Below are 15,732 nucleotides of genomic sequence, written 5' to 3' on the forward strand. Positions count from 1 at the left end.
TGGCCGGAGCGTTGGCGCGCGAGCCCGCGCAAGACCCTCCGGAGACGGTCAGAGGGTGTGGTGCACCGGGTGGCGACGCTCCAGCGCCGAGCCTTCTACGTCCACGTTCGGGATGACGCGGCTCAGCCACTTCGGCAGCCACCAGGCCGATTCGCCGAGCAGGTGCATGAGCGCCGGAATGAGCAGCATTCGCACGAGGAACGCATCGAAGAGAACGCCAAGGGCCAGGCCCAGACCCATCGATTTGATGATCACCGACTCTGAGGTGATGAAGCCGGAGAAGACCGCGATCATGATCAGCGCTGCCGCGATCACGACCGTGCGGCCTGCGCGGAATCCCTGCGCGACGGCAAGCCGCGCGGGTGCACCGTGGGCCCATGCCTCCCGCATCCCGGTCGTCAGGAACAGCTGGTAGTCCATGGCCAGGCCGAACAGGATGCCCACCAGGATCACCGGCAGGAAGCTCAGGATCGGGCCGGGGTTGTGTACGCCCAACAAGTCACCGAGCCATCCCCACTGGAAGACGGCCGTGACCGCGCCGTAGGTCGCCAGGAGCGACAGCACGAAACCGGCAGTGGCGATCAGTGGCACAAGCAGCGAGCGGAAGACCATGACCATGATCAGGAATGACAGGCCGACCACCACAAGCAGGTAGAGCGGCAGCACATTCGCGAGCGCCTCCGAGATGTCGATGTTGATCGCAGCCTGACCGGCCACGCCGAGCGTGATCTGATCAGCAATGGGTGGCAGGTCGCGAAGCTCCCGCACGAGTGTTTCCGTCGAGGTGCTGTTCGGACCTTCGGCGGGGACGACCTGGAACGCGGCGAGAGTGTTGTCGTCCGAAACGGCGATGGGCGCAACAGCGACGACGTCGTCCATCGCGGCCAGTTGGCGGGCGACCAGCAGCTGATCGTTCAGCACCTGATCGTCGTCGAGCCCCTCTGGAAGGGTCGCGGTGACCAGCAAGGGTCCGTTGACTCCGGCGCCGAACGAGTCTTCGGTAAGGGTGAACGCGCGGTAGGCGGTGGAATCTGCGGACTCGGATCCGCCGTCGGGCAAACCCAGGCGCATCGACATCGCGGGGATCGCAACGACCAGCAGGGCGACCGTCGCGACGATGACGGTGAGGATGGCGCGCAGCGTCGACATCGGTGCGCTCGCGCGGTTGCGCGCCCGCAGCGTCGTGGCATCGCTCAGTGCGGTCCCAGCGGCGGCGCGAGCGCGGGCGCGCTTACTGAGCACGCGACTCTTCGCGAGCCCCAGCAGCGCGGGTGTGAGAGAGATGGCGATCAGCACGGCGACGGCGACGCTGATCGCGCCGGCCGTTCCCATGAGCCCCAGGAAGGGGATGCCGGTGATGTTGAGCGCGAGCAGCGCAACGATCACCGTCGTCCCGGCGAACACGACGGCGTTGCCGGCGGTGCCGTTGGCCAGGCCGATGGATTCGACCACGTCAGCGCCCTGCAGCAGCTGCTTGCGGTGTCGATAGAGCACGAACAGCGAGTAGTCGATGCCGACGGCAAGCCCAAGCATCACCCCCAGAATCGGCGTGACCGAGGCCATCTGCACCACCCCCGAGAAGGCGAGCGTGGCCATGGCGCCGATGGCGACACCGACCAAGGCCGTGACGATCGGGAACGCCGCCGCCAGCAGCGAGCCGAGTACGACGATCAGGACGACCGCCGCCAGTGCGACGCCGACGACCTCCCCGACACCGAGGATCTGCGGCACACCCTGAGAGATGTCGCTGGAGAAGGCGACCTCGACGCCGTCGACCGGCTCGCTCTCGAAATGCTCGATGACCGCGTCCTTGGAGGTCTGAGCGAGTTCAAGGCGCGGCTCGGTGAACTGCACATTCACGATGGCGGTGGCGCCGTCCTCGGACACCACCCGGATGCCGTCGGCGAACGAGATCAGCTCGGCACCCTGTTCCAGCGTGGCTTCCTGTCCCTGGATCGTCGCAAGACCGTCGGCGAGGGCCTGCTGCTCGGTCTCTAACTGCGCCCGCTGAGCGTCCAGGATCGCCTGCTGCGCGTCCAGCTCGGTGGTCGGCAAGCCCGCCGCCTCAGCCTGTGCACGACCCTGATCCAGCTGCGTCTGCGCGGCATCCAACTGCGCGGTCCCGGCATCCAGCTGAGCTTGCCCGGCCTCCGCCTGCGCGCGGGCGGCGGCGATCTGTGTGCGGCCGTCCTCGATCTGCTGACGCTGATCTGCCAGCTGCTGCTGCGTCGCGAACGGGTCGATCACGTCCGCGACGTCGGGCAGGTCGCGTGCGGACTCGGCGAGTGCGGTGATCTCGGCCTGCTGCGCGTCCGAGAACGCCGACCCGTCGGTGGTGTGGAAGACGACGGTTCCGGACGCGCCGCTGAAGTCGGGCAGCTGCTCCTCGAGCTCGGCGATCACGTCTCCGGAGGCCGTGCCCGGGATGTCGAAGCTCGAGCTCAGTCCCTTGAACCCGACGAGGAACCCGCCGACTGCGATCCCGAGGATCACGACCCACGCGATGATGACCGTCCCCGCACGGCGTGCCGCGAACGTCCCCAACCGGTGCAACAGCTCGGCCACGACTCTCCCTCAGATCGTCGAGGGTGCACCTCGATGACGAGGAGCCCCTCGTCATCGACAAGCGTGGCTAAGATAACACGCACCGTCTCGTCTTATCCGGAGGGATGCCCCGCGATGGCCCTACCCCGAAGCGGTCCGGTGCGCAGCGAAGCGGCCCGGCTGGCGATCCTGCGCGCGACCGTGGAACTGCTCTCTGAACGCGGCTACGACCACCTCAGCATCGAGGGCATCGCGACACGCGCCGGGGTGGGCAAGCAGACGATCTACCGCTGGTGGCCGTCGAAGGGCGCCGTGATCGCGGAGTGTCTGCTCGAGGGGATGCTGCCCACCGAACGTTTGCGTCCGCCGGACACCGGCGACATCCGTCAGGACCTCACCACCTGGCTCGGACGCGTCTTCGCGCTGCTGGGCAGCGCGGAAGGTGAGGGCATGCTGCGCTCTCTCATCGCCGCCGCGGCGGAGCACGCCGAAGTGGGTCTCCGGCTGCGTGACAGCCTGTCAGGGTCGGATTCGATCTCGAAACGCCTGATGCGGGCCACCGGCACGGTGCCCAACCTCCCTGAAGGTGCGCCCGTGGACGAGGTCGCAGACGCACTCATCGGCGCGGTCATCCTGCGGGCCTTGGCTCGCACCACCGTCGGTCCGCGAGATGTCGACCGACTCCTGGACGCGGTGCTCGGTCGCTGACGACACCCGCAGTCGTTGGCGGCAAGCCCGTGGTCCTGATCGGGACGAGTCCGGTCGCCTTGCCACCGGAGGACTGGGCGCTGCGACCGTGGCGTCCGCCACCCGAGGGATGCGGTGAGCACCCACCGACCACGCGCGGGTTGGTCTTGGATCATGACTGCTCAAGGATGACAACCCCTGGGCGTCGGGCGATGCGCGGAAGAAGGCTCGGCACATGAGCGATCGAGACGAGACCACACCGGCCCGTGACCGCCTGCCGCCGTTGGAGCAACGCGATGAGGAGAGGGACCTGGACGAGCAGCACCATCCGGATGCCGGTGCGTCGGCGGTCCGATCCAACGCGTCGCCCGACACTGCGGCGGAACCTGAAAAGCCCAGGCGTCACGGGGTCGACACACTGCCGCCGACAGGTCGGTGAGACCCCCAGAGGTTCGACGATCTCCCCCTACCGATGGATGCCGGTTGAGGGCGCGCTTCGTAGGGTGGCGGGTATGGCAGACGACGAGAGCAAGAGCGGTCAGATGAGCGCCACCGCCTGGGGTGTCGCAATCCCTGTCGGGCTGGCGATCGGCGTGGCCATCGGGCTGGTGATGGACAACATCGGCGTCGGTATCGCCATCGGCGTGGGTGTCGGCAGTGCGTTGGCTGTCCCCTACTGGGTCTGGCAATCGAGCACGCGGAGGAAGGCTGCCGCCGGCAGTTCGGACACGTCAGGCGGCGCAGCCGGCGCGGTCGGCCATGACCGCACAACCGGGGACTCCGGCGGGGGAGACGGTTCCGGCGCGGGAGACGGCGGGTCGTTCTGACGCCGCGCCCGATCCGCGGTCGGCGGTCGGGCCGACATCACAACGGCCCTCATCGCAGAACCGACGTAGTGATTCGCCCGCCCAGCGGCGGTCGACGGCAGCCCGACCACCAGAGGCTCGGAACTCGCGCGGAGTGCGGGATTCCGAGCCTCTGTCGATTGCGGCGTGGCGCTCAGGCCGCAGTCACGCGCGCGGCGGCGATCTCGCGCCCGTGCCTGCGCGCGGACTGCTCCGCGGCATCCTTCAGTTCCTGAGCCGTGTCGGTGAACGCGTCGAGCATCGGGTTGACCCCCACCAACGTGAACGGCCGCTGGACGACCCGGAGGTCGAGTCCCCAGACGTCCTCCAGCACACGGCGCAACCACGCGGTGGAGTGGTCCCAGCCTTCCTTCGGGGTGCCGGGCGCGTAGTTGCCGCCCAGGACGGTGACCAGAGTGGCGGGCTTGCCCCTGAGGGCAGTCCCGGTCGGGTCGATGCGGGGGTCGGTGTAGGCGAGGTCGAACCAGGTCTTGAAGTGCTGCGAGACGCCGTAGTTGTACAGCGGCACAGCGAACAGCAACGCGTCGGCGCTGATCAACTCGTCGGCGAAGGTCGTCGCGAGTTCACGGGCAGCGATCTGCCCGGCCGTGCGCTGCCCTTCTTCGGCGAAGCTGCCCGTGACAGCATCGGCCCAGACGGTGGCAGGAACGGGGTCCTGCGCAAGGTCGCGCCGCGTGACGGTGGAGTCAGGGTGCGCCGTCGTCCACTCCGACTCGACGAGATCGGCGAGCGCGCGGCTGGCGGAGGTTGCGGGCAGGATGCTGGCGTCCAAGCGGAACAGAGTCACAGGAGTCCTTTCGATTGCGTAGTCACTACGAATTCCGCAGTAACCACGGAGAGCGTAGCATGGCTAGAATGGCGGTATGACCGAGACGGAGAGCGCCACCCATGCCTGCGACGGCGCAGTCACCCTGGCGTTCAGCGTGCTCGGCAAGCGTTGGAACGGCATGATCGTCTCCACCCTCGGGCCCGGACCGGTGTCCTTCGCAGCCTTACGCCGCGCGGTCAGCGGCATCAGCGACACGGTGCTCTCGGACCGTCTGTCCGAGCTGGCTCACGCCGGGTTGGTGGCGCGGACGGTCGACTCCGGCCCTCCGCTGGCGGTGTCGTACGCGCTGACGGAAAGCGGCCGTGGCCTGCTGCCCATTCTCGATCAGCTCGGCGAGTGGGCCTCGGCGAATCTCGGCACCTCAACGACCCACACAGCCTCGGCTGCGTCCGCAGGCTGAGCCACCGAGTCCAGAGCTTGCTCCCTCGTCATGGAGGGAGTTGACCGTGTCCTGACAACACGGTTTCTACTGGGGCGGAAGTCGAGCATCCCTCGAACCACGACCCGCCAGGAAGCAGCCGAATCATGGACCCGATTCACGGACCAGCGGCCCGCGCCGTCGAGAGGCGCCCACGGTTCCTCCCGTTCCTGGGCTACGCGCCTGCACTTCTGCTGTTGGCGGCGATCGCGCTGGCCGTGCTCTGGCTCAACCAAAGCCCGTGGTGGGGATGGGCGCTGACACTGACGCTCCTAGTGCCGATAGGCGTGGGGGCCCGCTGGTGGATGCGGCAACCCGCCGGATTCCAGTTCGGTGCGTGGCTGCTCGCTGCCCTCCTCGTGGGCGGAACGGCCGTACTGGCCTACCCGCCGGCTCAGACCCGCGCGGCCGGAGACGGCGATCCGAAACTCACACCACAGGTCTCCACTCAGGAGGGTCCCGTGCAGGGAGTCACCGATGATGCGCGCACCGTGGAGATCTTCGCGGGCATCCCGTATGCGCGGCCTCCGGTGGGGGAGCGACGGTGGCGCGCACCCGAACCACCCGCGCCGCGCGAAGAAGTGCTCGTCGCCGACCGATTCTCGGCGGTTCCCGTCCAGGGCACCTCGAGCTTCTCGACGCGGGCACTCGCGCAACTGGTGGATGTGCCGCTGGAAGGCACCCTGCTCAACCCCTACCCCGTGAGCGAAGACAGTCTCACGCTCAACATCTGGCGGAGCACTGCGCCTGCCGGTGATGATCTTCCCGTGCTTGTGTACATACCCGGCGGAGGCTTCTCCACGGGGTCCGGCGCGTTGCCTCTGTACGACGGTGCAGCGCTCGCGTCCCGCGGTGACGTGATCACAGTCACCATCAATTACCGGCTCGGCGTACTCGGCTTCCTCTCCCATCCCGACCTTGCAGCCGAGTCGGGCTACGACGCGTCGGGGAACTACGGCCTCCTGGACCAGATCGCGGCACTCGAATGGGTGCGAGAGAACATCGCGGCGTTCGGCGGCGATGCGGAGCGGGTGACGATCGCCGGCGAGTCGGCGGGGGGTCAGAGCGTGTGCATCCTGGGGGCGACTCCGCTCGCGGATGGCCTGCTCGATGGCATCATCGCCGGCAGCGGTGCATGCATGGGCACGACAGGCGACACCGAGAACGGAGATCAGTTCGACACCCGAGACGCCGCGGAGGATGTCGGCCGGCGAGTGAGCGAGCGGTTGGGCGACGCGACGATCGCGGAGATGCGTGGGATGCCGGTGGATCGCATCCTCGAAGCATCCCGCGCGTTCGCGGCTCATTGGCGCCCTTCCATCGACGGACACGTCCTGCCGAGCTCACCGGCGGAGATCTACGCCTCCGGTCAACAGCACGACGTGCCGATCCTCGTGGGCAGCAACGCCGACGAAGCGTCGCTCGCGCTCGCCGCCTCGTCCCAGATCGACGTCGACGAGTACCGGGCGACCGCCACCGAGGCGTACGGCGATCTGGTGGACAGATTCCTCAGTCTGTACCCCGGCGACACGCCGAAGCAGGCGCTGGAGTCCTCCCTGCAGGCGCAGACCGATCGGGTCATGACCCGCGCGATGCACCGGTGGGCGCGTCTGCACACACAGTCCGCGGATGCCGACGCCTACGTCTACTTCTTCTCCCACACGCCGCCGGAGGAGGGGTTGGAGAAGTACGGCGCGTATCACGGTGCGGAAGTGGCATACGCCTACGACAATCTGGGAGTCGACAGCGACGCGGACTACACGGAATCCGACTACCGGTTGCGCGATCAGATCAGCGGGTTCTGGATGGCCTTCGTGAGCACCGGAGCTCCTGCCGCGGTTGCGCTTGCGCCCTGGCCGGCAGTGCGGACGGCCCCCGAACAGGTCATGGAGTTCACCGCGGACGGCAGTCAGGTGAAGCCTCGCCCGCGCGCGGACGCGATCGACTTCTGGATGGAATACGCGGGACCGATACCGTGATCTCACCGATGATCGCCACTTTCGTCGTGCTCGCCCTGGCCGTGGTGGGGTTCGTGACGAACCGTGTTCCGCTCGTGGTCGTCGCCCTGTTCGTGCCCATGGCGCTGGGGCGACGGGGGTGCTCGATCTCAACGAGGCTCTGCGGGATTTCAGCGACCCGCTCGTTCTGTTCATCGCTTCGCTGTTCGTCCTCAGTGAGGTTCTGAACGCCGCGGGCATCACCGCGGGGATCGGCCTGCCACTGGCGCTCGTCTTCCTCGCGGTCGCGCTGCTGTACGTCCCACTGATCTGGCCGTTCTGAGCCCGCATCCGCCGGCGGACCGCGGCTATCGGACGGGGAAGTTGTCGCGGAAGAGACCCTCCGGGTCCAGCTGCTCCTTGAGTGTGAGCAGCCGTTCCAGAGTGGCGGGCGGGAACGCCCGCGCCACGATGTCGGGTCCGGTGCGTGACTCGAAGCTCAGGTAAAGGCCGTCGAAGCGCTCCTCCAGGCGGGTCCACAGTTCGTCGAAGGAAGCCGAGCGACCGACGGCGGTCACCGAGTACCGGGCTCTGCGGTGCGCGTAGGCGGTCGCCTGTTCGGGGACATCGGCGATGGCTCCGCCGACGGGGCGGAGCTGGAACCACGGCGTGCTGCCGGACAGCACCAGCTCTGCCGCAACGGCAGCCGTCTCCGGACCGAGCTCATCGAGCAGACCGGAGCGGAAGCCCGGTTCACCTCGCCCATCGTGGGACGTGTCCGGGGCGTTGGTGATGACGTCGGCGTACGAACCCAGCTGCACGGACTGGTCCAGCAGCGGGGCGATCGTCAGGAACGGCTGCAGGCGCTCGATGATCACGGAGGTGTCCTCCGAGTCGATCACGCCGTACAGCCGGGCAACCGGCGCGGTCGCGGGGCGCGCTGCGCCGGCGATGAGGAAGAGCGTCGTATCCCGGGGGGCGTCCTCTGTCGCGTGGGCGTAGCGGTGAAGCAAGGATGCCGCATCGGAGGCGTCGAAGACCAGCTGAACCCACGCCACCTTTCCGATGGGCGTAGCTCGGAACTCGAAGGAGACGACGATCCCGACGTTGGCGCCGGCTCCGCGCACGGCCCAGAACAGCTCGGGGTTCTGGTCCGCGGAGGCGCGCACGAGTGCGCCGTCGGCGAGGACCACCTCGGCGGCGACCAGCTGGTCGATGGTCAAGCCGTGTTCTCGGCCGAGGAATCCGATCCCCCCGGCGGTGGCGAGGCCGCCGACGCCGACGCCGCCGTAGTCGCCGCTGGTGATCGCCCACCCGTGCGGCTCCAGCGCACGCGCGACGTCCTGCCAGCGAGCTCCCGGACCCACGCGCACTAACCGGCGGGCTTCGTCCAGGACCTCGATCTCCCGCAGCCCGGCGAGGTCTATGACGATTCCTCCGTCGTTCGTGCTGCGACCGCTGACGCCGTGCCCGCCGCTGCGGATGCCGAGCGGCAGATGCCGGTGAGCGCGGGCGAACGCCACGGCATCCTGCACTCCCGCGGTGTCATCGGGGCGGAAGACGATTCCGGGGGCGCCGCCGCGCAGGTAGGTGGACCGCACGGCGCGGTAGGCGAAGTCACCCGGCTCGATCGTCTTGCCTCTCAGGGAGGCGGGGACCTCGTCATAGGAGATGCCCTCGCGCCGTGCTGCGAGCGCGCGTGTCGATCGTCCCGGCGCGACCGTGCCCCGCCGAACTCGTTCTGCTTCGATGAGTCCGCGCACCGTCGGTATCGTCTCCTGCGCGAAGTGGGTCAGTGCGTTCGGGTCGTCGGTGGCCACGATGAATGTGGAGAATCCGTGGGTCAGGGCGAGATCCGCCAGCTGGCCCGAGTCAGTGCTGGAGGGGACGTTCAGCAGGCGTCGCACCTCCGCGGGGTTGCGCCCGGCCCCGCGCGCGGCGTCATCGATCCGCTCGTGCTGAGCGCCGATCTCGGCCGGCTGAAGGTAGCCCAGGCTCGGCAGCCAGCCGTCGGCCTTGCGTCCGGTCAAGCGCAGCATCCTCGGCTTGAGCGCACCGATCCAGATCGGTATCTCGTGCGCGGGGGAGGGTCCCCGCTTCGCGCCCCCCAGCGGGTAGCGCTCACCGCTGGGCAGCGGCCCGCGCTGGTCGGGATTCCAGATGCCTCGGATGAGATCGATCGCCTCCTCCAACGCCTCGACAGCCTGCCCGGGGGTCAGCCGTGGCACACCCATCGCCTCGATCGCATCCCAGAAGGCCCCCGCCCCCAGGCCCAGCTCGAACCGGCCGCCCGAGAGCAGGTCCAGAGACGCCGCCGCCCGCGCGACCACAGCGGGGGGTCGCAAGGGAAGATTCAGCACGTTCGGGGCGAGACGGATCGTCGATGTCGCCGCCGCGGTGTAGGACAGCAGAGTCCACGTGTCCAGGAAGCGCGGCTGATAGGGGTGGTCCTGGAACGTCACGAGATCGAATCCGAGCTGCTCACTCAGCTGAGCCAACGCCACCGGCGCCTGCGGCTGGGCGTTGGTCGGCGTGATGAAGACTCCGAACTCTACTGCGTGACCGTAATCCATGTCGTCGGGCTCCTTGGTTGGTCGTCGTGGCCCGGCTGCCAGGCGACGCCAGTTGACACCATGTTGTCGGCACACGGTCAAGTTCGCCGGGGTTTCTGGCGGATGAGGAAGGCAGCCGTTGACCCTGTGGCGGCAACAGGGTGTCGACTGTACGGATGCAGGTGCTGCCAGTAGCGCAGTCCGCGAGGAGGACGGATGGCTCGAGCGACCGCTCACCGCCGACGGCACGACGTCTCCCCGGTCGATCCGGAATGGATGGTCCGCGAAGCCGGCGATCGCGGCCGGGTTACCGTTGTCCGCGAAGCGTGGGCCGTGAGCCCGGAAAGGACATGGGATGCCGTGGAGCACGCGTGAGCTGGCCGAAATGGCCAGTACGACGGTGAACACCATCCGTCACTACCACCGGATAGGACTGCTGGAGGAGCCCGAACGCCGGTACAACGGATACAAGCAGTACGGGGTGCGCCACCTGGTGAGTCTGCTGCGCATCCGACGTCTCGCAGAACTGGGCGTGCCGTTGTCTCAGATGCCGGATCTCAGCGTCGGAGTGGACGGCGCTCCCGATGCGCTGCGCGCCCTCGATGCCGAACTCCAGATGAGTATCGCCCGCCTGCAGAGCGCTCGTGCGGACATCGCAGAGATCCTCCACCACGGGGCACCCGCAGATGGCCCGGCCGGATTCGAGTCGGTCGCTTCTCGGCTTTCGGAACGTGACCGCTCGGTGATCCACATCTACAGCCAGTTCTACGACGAAGGCGCGCTGGCCGACGTTCGCAGGATGGCGGCGGATACCACCGATGACACCAGCGCCGAGATCGACCGGTTGCCGGCCGATGCGGATGAACGTGCCAGGCAGGATCTGGCCGAGAGGCTGGCGAAGAGTCTCGCGCAGAACATCATCGACTACCCGTGGTTGAGCGACCCGTCCGCGCACCTGTCCCGGAAAGGAAAGGTCAACGCGAGGACGTTCGTGGATGCCATGGCTGAGCTGTACAATCCCGCGCAGCTGGATGTGATGCTGCGCGCGCACGCCATCGCCGACGAGCGGGTGCGCGCCATGCGAAACCCGAGTGGTCCCGTCGGTCCGTAGACACAGCGGGTTCGTCGCGGTGAGCCATGCCCGGCGAACGAGAATCGTTGTCGAACGCGAGCCTCTTTCGTTGCATGCGTACATTTCCATTAATCCGGAAAGCATCGTCGCGCATTCATTCGGATACTGTGTGGTAGGCACATGGGAATGTGTCATTCCCGATCCGGAATGAAAACGCAGTCACAACTCGCCTGACGTCGATGGAGGATTCCGGTGCATCTGTTCGGCCGACAGATGGAACGCGACACTCTCGAGCGCATCCTCGCTGACGCGCACGCCGGCCGGAGCAGCGCCGTGTTCGCCCGGGGCGAGGCGGGGATCGGTAAGACGGCCCTTCTGGATTTTGCGCGTTCCATCGCCGAACAATCGGGTTTCCGGATCGTGCGGGTGATCGGCATGGAGTCGGAAAGGCAGTTCGCATATGCGGCGCTGCATCAATTGTGTGCGCCTCTTCTGCAGTACGACTCCGAGTTGACCGAGCCCCAGCGCGATGCGCTCGCCGTCGCCTTCGGAGGCAAAACGGGGCCTCGGCCGGACAGGTTCCTGGTCGGTCTGGCTGTGCTGAATCTGCTGGCGGAAAGCGCTGAGAAACAGCCGCTGCTCTGTCTTGTCGATGATGCGCAATGGCTGGATCGCGCATCGGCCGAGGTCATCGCCTTCGCGGCACGGCGAGTGGCGGCCGAACGACTGGCGTTCCTCATCGCCGGCCGCGATTCTGAGGACAGCGAGTCTGCGGTCTTTTCCGGTATTTCGGTCATGCCACTTGCCGGGCTCCGCGACACCGACGCGCGGGCGCTGCTTGCGGCTGAGGTCCGCACCCCCATTGACGACGTCGTACGGGACCGGGTCGTCGCGGAAGCGCATGGCAACCCCTTGGCCCTGCTGGAGCTGCCACGAAACGTCCGACCGACGATCCTGGCAAGCGGGTTCGATATACCCGATCGACACAGCGTCGCGCACCGCCTCGAAGAGGGCTTCCTGCAGCGGATGAGCGCACTCCCTTCCGATGCGCAACGCTTGCTCCTGCTCGCCGCGGCCGAGCCTACCGGCGACGCGACGCTGCTGTTCGAGGCCGGGTCCTACCTCGGAATCGAGCCCTCCGCCGTCTCCGCGGCGGAGGTTTCCGGGCTGCTCGCCATCGACTCGGTGGTGCGGTTCCGGCATCCTCTGGTCAGATCAGCGATCTACGGCGCTGCGGCCCCGTCGGAACGTCGTCGTGCGCATGAAGCGCTGGCTGCCGCCACCGACGCGGGCATCGATCCCGATCGACGGGCGTGGCATCAGGGGCAGGCCGTCCCCGGCAACGACGAAAACATCGCCATCGAGCTGGAGCGCGCCGGCGATCGAGCGCTCCTGCGCGGCGGCATGGCGGCTGCGGCGGCGTTCTTCCAGCGGGCGACGGAGATCACTCCGGACCCGGCCGTGCGCATTCAACGCGCCATGACCGCCGCGCAGGCGAAATACGAGGCAGGCGCCGCAGATGAAGCATTGAGCCTGCTCGCGCTTGCGGCACAGGGACCCCTGGAGCCCTTGCAGTCCGCGCGCCTCACGCTGTTCAGAGCGCATATCAGTTTCTATCTCGCACGCAGCGACGACGTGCCCGCCCAATTCCTGGCAGCCGCGCGCGCACTGGCGCCGCTGGACCGCGCCCTGTCTCGAGAGACCTTTCTGTTCGCCCTCAATGCATCCATCAACTCCGGTGCCGATGCCGGCGATGTGCGGAACGTCGCAGAGGCAGCCCGAGCCGCGCCCCGCCCGCCCGATCCACCACGGCCCCTGGACGTCCTGCTCGACGGGCTCGTGAAGACGTGCACGCAGGGCTACGCCGCCGGCGTTGGCGAGCTGCGAGAATCGCTCATGCTGTTGCGTGACGAGCAGCTCGAGCGAGACATCGCCGGCGAGTCGGACAGCGATCGCTGGCTCTGGCTCGCCAGCCGCACGGCTGTCGCGCTCTTCGAGGACGATCTGATGCGGGACCTGGCCGTCCGCAGCGTCGCGATCGCCCGCAGGACGGGGGCGGTGGCCACCCTGCATGCTGCCCTGATCACTCATTCGGTGGCCCTCGTGCTGAGCGGCGAGTTCAGCCGCGCAGCGGAACTCCTGGATGAGAGCGGAGCGATCGCCCGGGCCACGGGGGCTGTGCCGTTGCCCCACGGGGCTCTCATCCTCGCTTCCTGGCGAGGCCGGGAAGCAGAGACCACCGACCTATGCGACAGCGCCGCCCGGTCCGGGGGGAGAGCCAGCGGAGCCGACAATATGGCGCAGTATGCGCTCGCGGTCCTGCACAACGCGACAGGAAACTTCGAGTCCGCGCTGGTGGCGGCTCTGCGCGCCGCGGAGTCCGATGAATTCGCTGTGGTGGGCCTTGCGCTGCCCGAGTTGGTCGAAGCGGCCTCGCGTGCCGGCCGGTCGGAGCAGGCGCGAGCAGCGTATGAACAACTGGCCGGGCGAGCCCACGCAAGCAGCACCGAGTGGGCGCTGGGTGTGGCTGCCCGTTCACAGGCTCTGATCACACCCGGTGAGGACGCCGAGGACCACTACCGCGAGTCGCTCGACCGGCTGACCGGGTCCCGCGTCATCGGTCACCTCGGGCGCGCTCACCTCGTCTACGGTGAATGGCTCCGGCGCGAAGGTCGTCGCCGCGAAGCCCGGGAACAGCTGCGCACGGCACACGCCATGCTCACAGACATCGGAGCGATGGGTTTCGCCGACCGCGCCGCCAAGGAATTGCGCGCCACCGGCGAGCACCCTCGTGCTCGAAGCTCGCGGCCGGGCGTGGTGCTCACAGAGCACGAGCTGCACATCGCGCGCCTCGTGGCAACGGGCGCCACCTCACGCGAAGTCGCCGAGACGCTGTTCCTCAGTCCGCGGACGATCGAGGCGCATCTGCGGACCATCTTCCGCAAGCTGGGCGTCACGTCCCGCCGCCAACTCAAGGAGCTTCACCTCTGACCCGCCGCATCACCATCGCGGTCGGACTCCTCAGGTCGATTCCCACGCTGAGAGACACACCAGGCAAGATTCGCGCGAACGGCCTTGTCGATCGGCGTCAACCCCTGGTTCAGCTCCAGGAGCTGCCGCCGTATCCGAGGCTCGTGGAGGAGCTCTGCCAGCGTGGCCGCGACATCCTCACGCGAGATCTCATCATTCGGCTGTGCGGGACCGAGGGCCACTGTTCCGGTCCCGGCGCGATCGAGCAGCAGCGACGGCCGCAGGATCAGCCAGTCGAGATCGCTCAGGGTGACGGTCACGTCGACGAGCTTCTTCACGGCGAAGTAGAACTCGACGTCACTGTCTTGGCGCTGCCCGCGCGCGGCTTCGGGAAGCACAGAGAGCAGAGCGAAGCGACCGACGCCCGCGAGTCGTGTCGCTTCGAGGGCTTTCTCGACACCTTCGCCGTCCACCGCCGCCGTGATCCGTCGAGCACCGCCATTTGATCCGGCCGTGTACACGACGACATCGCATCCGCTGAGCATGGGCGAGAGGGACTCGGCGTCCAGCTCGGTCAGCTCACCGACGAAAGTCTCGACCCCGCGCATGGAGAGATCGGTTCTCTGCTCCTCACGCCGAACGAGGCCGACGACCTCATCGCCTCGATCAGCCAAGTTCCGGGCGAGGAGCTTTCCGACAGCACCACTGACTCCGAAGATGAACACCTTCACGAGAGAGCGGCTCCGATCGAGTCGCGATCCCCCGTCGCCGTGCGTGCGGTCTCTGCCGACCCGGCTCGCAGCGAGTCTTGAGCCAGCGTGCCGGCGCGGAAGAGGACGTCGAGTTGTGCCGAGTTGTACAGCGCTGCGACCGCCTCGATGACGGTGTTCTGCGCGACGTGCTTGCTCTTGGACAGATGGCGGGACGGGTCCTTCAGCCACGGGTAGTCGATGAGGTTCCGCGCGAGTGTGGGAGCGAGCTGTTCTGCCAGGCATCGCCGGGTCTCCTCGTCCGCGTCCGGCGCGAGCGCATTGATCTGATTCCCGATCGCGCCCTCATCGGCATCCACTTCGACCATGCGCCGCAGGTCTGCCATCGCATCCGCGTCATAGAGCTGCGTGTAGATGTGGATGATCGCATTGTCCGACTGGGACAATCGGGACGCAACCGACGCGAAGCCCGCCGGTGCGTCTGCCGGAGCATTGTCGCGAAGTATCGTGGCGATATCGGCACGTGCGCGCTGCAGACGCTCGACCTTCATCTCGAGTTCGGCGTCCACCGCCCACAGCTCCTCCGGTGTGCTCTCACCCCCCGCGCAGACCCGCCGGATCCGAGCCAGCGGCATGCTCAAGTCCGCGAGACGCCGGATCCGCAAGAGCCGCACAAGATCTTGTACCCCGTACTGCTTGTACCCGTTGTACCGGCGTCCGGGCTCGTCGAGCAGGCCGAGCCGGTGGTAGTGGCGAACCGTGTTGACGGTCGTGCCGGCGAGGTCTGCCAATTCGCGTGTGCTCCACGTCATTTCAGCTTCCTCCGGACCGCACGGGAGGCATTCCGGCCACGCCGCGCGCGCGGCCGTCGCTCAGAACGGATCGTTGTGCGTGGTTCACGCTCAAGAGGATTCCACCCAGCACCGCGGCCAGGCTCACGCCGGCTGTGTACCGCGTTTCGTGGTCGCCCGTTGTGGCCGGAGGGCGGGCCGAAGGCGATTCGCTCGCGGCGAGCGGTGAGGGGGTGGCGCTGCCGGACTGGGCCCGGGTGGATTGTTCGATCATCGGTGGTTTCCTTTCTGGTGCGGTCCGCCGGTGTCGGGACGAGTTGTTCACCTGTCGGGCGGACGGTGACAGGAGCGCTGAG

The 15,732-nt window shown here is 67.7% G+C and carries 14 protein-coding genes; 9 read left to right on the forward strand and 5 right to left on the reverse strand.

The window, feature by feature from the left end; all coding sequences use genetic code 11:
• Positions 1-48 precede the first annotated feature (48 nt).
• Positions 49-2,565: an MMPL family transporter gene (locus QNO12_RS05400; protein WP_257501737.1), complete on the reverse strand. Its 2,517-nt coding sequence runs from the start codon at positions 2,563-2,565 to the stop codon at positions 49-51.
• 114 nt (positions 2,566-2,679) lie between these two features.
• Here QNO12_RS05400 and QNO12_RS05405 point away from each other — a divergent pair, with 114 nt between their 5' ends.
• The 3 genes from QNO12_RS05405 to QNO12_RS05415 all read left to right on the forward strand — a co-directional run bounded on the left by QNO12_RS05405 (position 2,680) and on the right by QNO12_RS05415 (position 4,058).
• The gene (locus QNO12_RS05405; RefSeq protein WP_257501738.1) at positions 2,680-3,252 is read left to right on the forward strand and encodes a TetR/AcrR family transcriptional regulator; all 573 of its coding nucleotides are present in this window, start codon (positions 2,680-2,682) and stop codon (positions 3,250-3,252) included.
• Between the two features lie 214 nt (positions 3,253-3,466).
• Positions 3,467-3,670, forward strand: a complete 204-nt coding sequence (locus QNO12_RS05410) for a hypothetical protein (RefSeq protein ID WP_257501739.1) — start codon at positions 3,467-3,469, stop codon at positions 3,668-3,670.
• A 73-nt stretch (positions 3,671-3,743) separates the two neighbouring features.
• Positions 3,744-4,058 (forward strand): hypothetical protein, encoded by a 315-nt coding sequence (locus tag QNO12_RS05415; RefSeq protein WP_257501740.1) that lies wholly within the window; start codon positions 3,744-3,746, stop codon positions 4,056-4,058.
• Between the two features lie 172 nt (positions 4,059-4,230).
• On the opposite strand, the gene QNO12_RS05420 is transcribed toward QNO12_RS05415, so the two are convergent.
• Positions 4,231-4,884 carry an FMN-dependent NADH-azoreductase gene (locus tag QNO12_RS05420; RefSeq protein ID WP_257501741.1) on the reverse strand — a complete coding sequence of 218 codons (654 nt, stop codon included), beginning with the start codon at positions 4,882-4,884 and terminating at the stop codon, positions 4,231-4,233.
• Between the two features lie 76 nt (positions 4,885-4,960).
• On the opposite strand from QNO12_RS05420, the gene QNO12_RS05425 reads away from it, so the two are divergent.
• The 3 genes from QNO12_RS05425 to QNO12_RS05435 all read left to right on the forward strand — a co-directional run bounded on the left by QNO12_RS05425 (position 4,961) and on the right by QNO12_RS05435 (position 7,624).
• Positions 4,961-5,326: a winged helix-turn-helix transcriptional regulator gene (locus QNO12_RS05425; protein ID WP_257501742.1), complete on the forward strand. Its 366-nt coding sequence runs from the start codon at positions 4,961-4,963 to the stop codon at positions 5,324-5,326.
• 125 nt (positions 5,327-5,451) lie between these two features.
• Positions 5,452-7,323: a carboxylesterase/lipase family protein gene (locus QNO12_RS05430; protein ID WP_257501743.1), complete on the forward strand. Its 1,872-nt coding sequence runs from the start codon at positions 5,452-5,454 to the stop codon at positions 7,321-7,323.
• Positions 7,324-7,441: 118 nt separating this feature from the next.
• Positions 7,442-7,624: a hypothetical protein gene (locus QNO12_RS05435; RefSeq protein ID WP_257501744.1), complete on the forward strand. Its 183-nt coding sequence runs from the start codon at positions 7,442-7,444 to the stop codon at positions 7,622-7,624.
• 25 nt (positions 7,625-7,649) lie between these two features.
• On the opposite strand, the gene QNO12_RS05440 is transcribed toward QNO12_RS05435, so the two are convergent.
• Positions 7,650-9,854 carry an LLM class flavin-dependent oxidoreductase gene (locus QNO12_RS05440; protein WP_257501745.1) on the reverse strand — a complete coding sequence of 735 codons (2,205 nt, stop codon included), beginning with the start codon at positions 9,852-9,854 and terminating at the stop codon, positions 7,650-7,652.
• A 195-nt stretch (positions 9,855-10,049) separates the two neighbouring features.
• Here QNO12_RS05440 and QNO12_RS05445 point away from each other — a divergent pair, with 195 nt between their 5' ends.
• From QNO12_RS05445 to QNO12_RS05455, 3 genes are all read left to right on the forward strand, one after another.
• Positions 10,050-10,208: a hypothetical protein gene (locus QNO12_RS05445; RefSeq protein WP_257501746.1), complete on the forward strand. Its 159-nt coding sequence runs from the start codon at positions 10,050-10,052 to the stop codon at positions 10,206-10,208.
• Positions 10,189-10,944, forward strand: a complete 756-nt coding sequence (locus QNO12_RS05450; RefSeq protein WP_257501747.1) for a MerR family transcriptional regulator — start codon at positions 10,189-10,191, stop codon at positions 10,942-10,944. Before QNO12_RS05445 ends, QNO12_RS05450 begins: the two co-directional genes overlap by 20 nt.
• Before the next feature lie 213 nt (positions 10,945-11,157).
• The gene (locus QNO12_RS05455; RefSeq protein WP_285178314.1) at positions 11,158-13,896 is read left to right on the forward strand and encodes an ATP-binding protein; all 2,739 of its coding nucleotides are present in this window, start codon (positions 11,158-11,160) and stop codon (positions 13,894-13,896) included.
• Here the strand turns inward: QNO12_RS05455 and QNO12_RS05460 are convergent.
• Both QNO12_RS05460 and QNO12_RS05465 read right to left on the reverse strand, forming a co-directional pair.
• Positions 13,887-14,606: an NAD(P)H-binding protein gene (locus tag QNO12_RS05460; RefSeq protein WP_257501750.1), complete on the reverse strand. Its 720-nt coding sequence runs from the start codon at positions 14,604-14,606 to the stop codon at positions 13,887-13,889. The two genes, QNO12_RS05455 and QNO12_RS05460, sit on opposite strands and share 10 nt — an antisense overlap.
• Positions 14,603-15,397: a MerR family transcriptional regulator gene (locus QNO12_RS05465; protein WP_257501751.1), complete on the reverse strand. Its 795-nt coding sequence runs from the start codon at positions 15,395-15,397 to the stop codon at positions 14,603-14,605. Before QNO12_RS05465 ends, QNO12_RS05460 begins: the two co-directional genes overlap by 4 nt.
• Positions 15,398-15,732: the final 335 nt, after the last annotated feature.

The organism is Microbacterium sp. zg-B185 (genome assembly GCF_030246885.1).
In the GTDB taxonomy this organism is placed as follows: Bacteria; Actinomycetota; Actinomycetes; order Actinomycetales; family Microbacteriaceae; genus Microbacterium.

Coding starts and splice junctions, on each gene's coding strand:
- QNO12_RS05445 (WP_257501746.1), top strand. CDS start 10,050: ATGGCTCGAGCGACCGCTCACCGCCGACGGCACGACGTCTCCCCGGTC.
- QNO12_RS05425 (WP_257501742.1), top strand. CDS start 4,961: ATGACCGAGACGGAGAGCGCCACCCATGCCTGCGACGGCGCAGTCACC.
- QNO12_RS05450 (WP_257501747.1), top strand. CDS start 10,189: ATGCCGTGGAGCACGCGTGAGCTGGCCGAAATGGCCAGTACGACGGTG.
- QNO12_RS05410 (WP_257501739.1), top strand. CDS start 3,467: ATGAGCGATCGAGACGAGACCACACCGGCCCGTGACCGCCTGCCGCCG.
- QNO12_RS05405 (WP_257501738.1), top strand. CDS start 2,680: ATGGCCCTACCCCGAAGCGGTCCGGTGCGCAGCGAAGCGGCCCGGCTG.
- QNO12_RS05440 (WP_257501745.1), bottom strand. CDS start 9,854: ATGGATTACGGTCACGCAGTAGAGTTCGGAGTCTTCATCACGCCGACC.
- QNO12_RS05415 (WP_257501740.1), top strand. CDS start 3,744: ATGGCAGACGACGAGAGCAAGAGCGGTCAGATGAGCGCCACCGCCTGG.
- QNO12_RS05465 (WP_257501751.1), bottom strand. CDS start 15,397: ATGACGTGGAGCACACGCGAATTGGCAGACCTCGCCGGCACGACCGTC.
- QNO12_RS05430 (WP_257501743.1), top strand. CDS start 5,452: ATGGACCCGATTCACGGACCAGCGGCCCGCGCCGTCGAGAGGCGCCCA.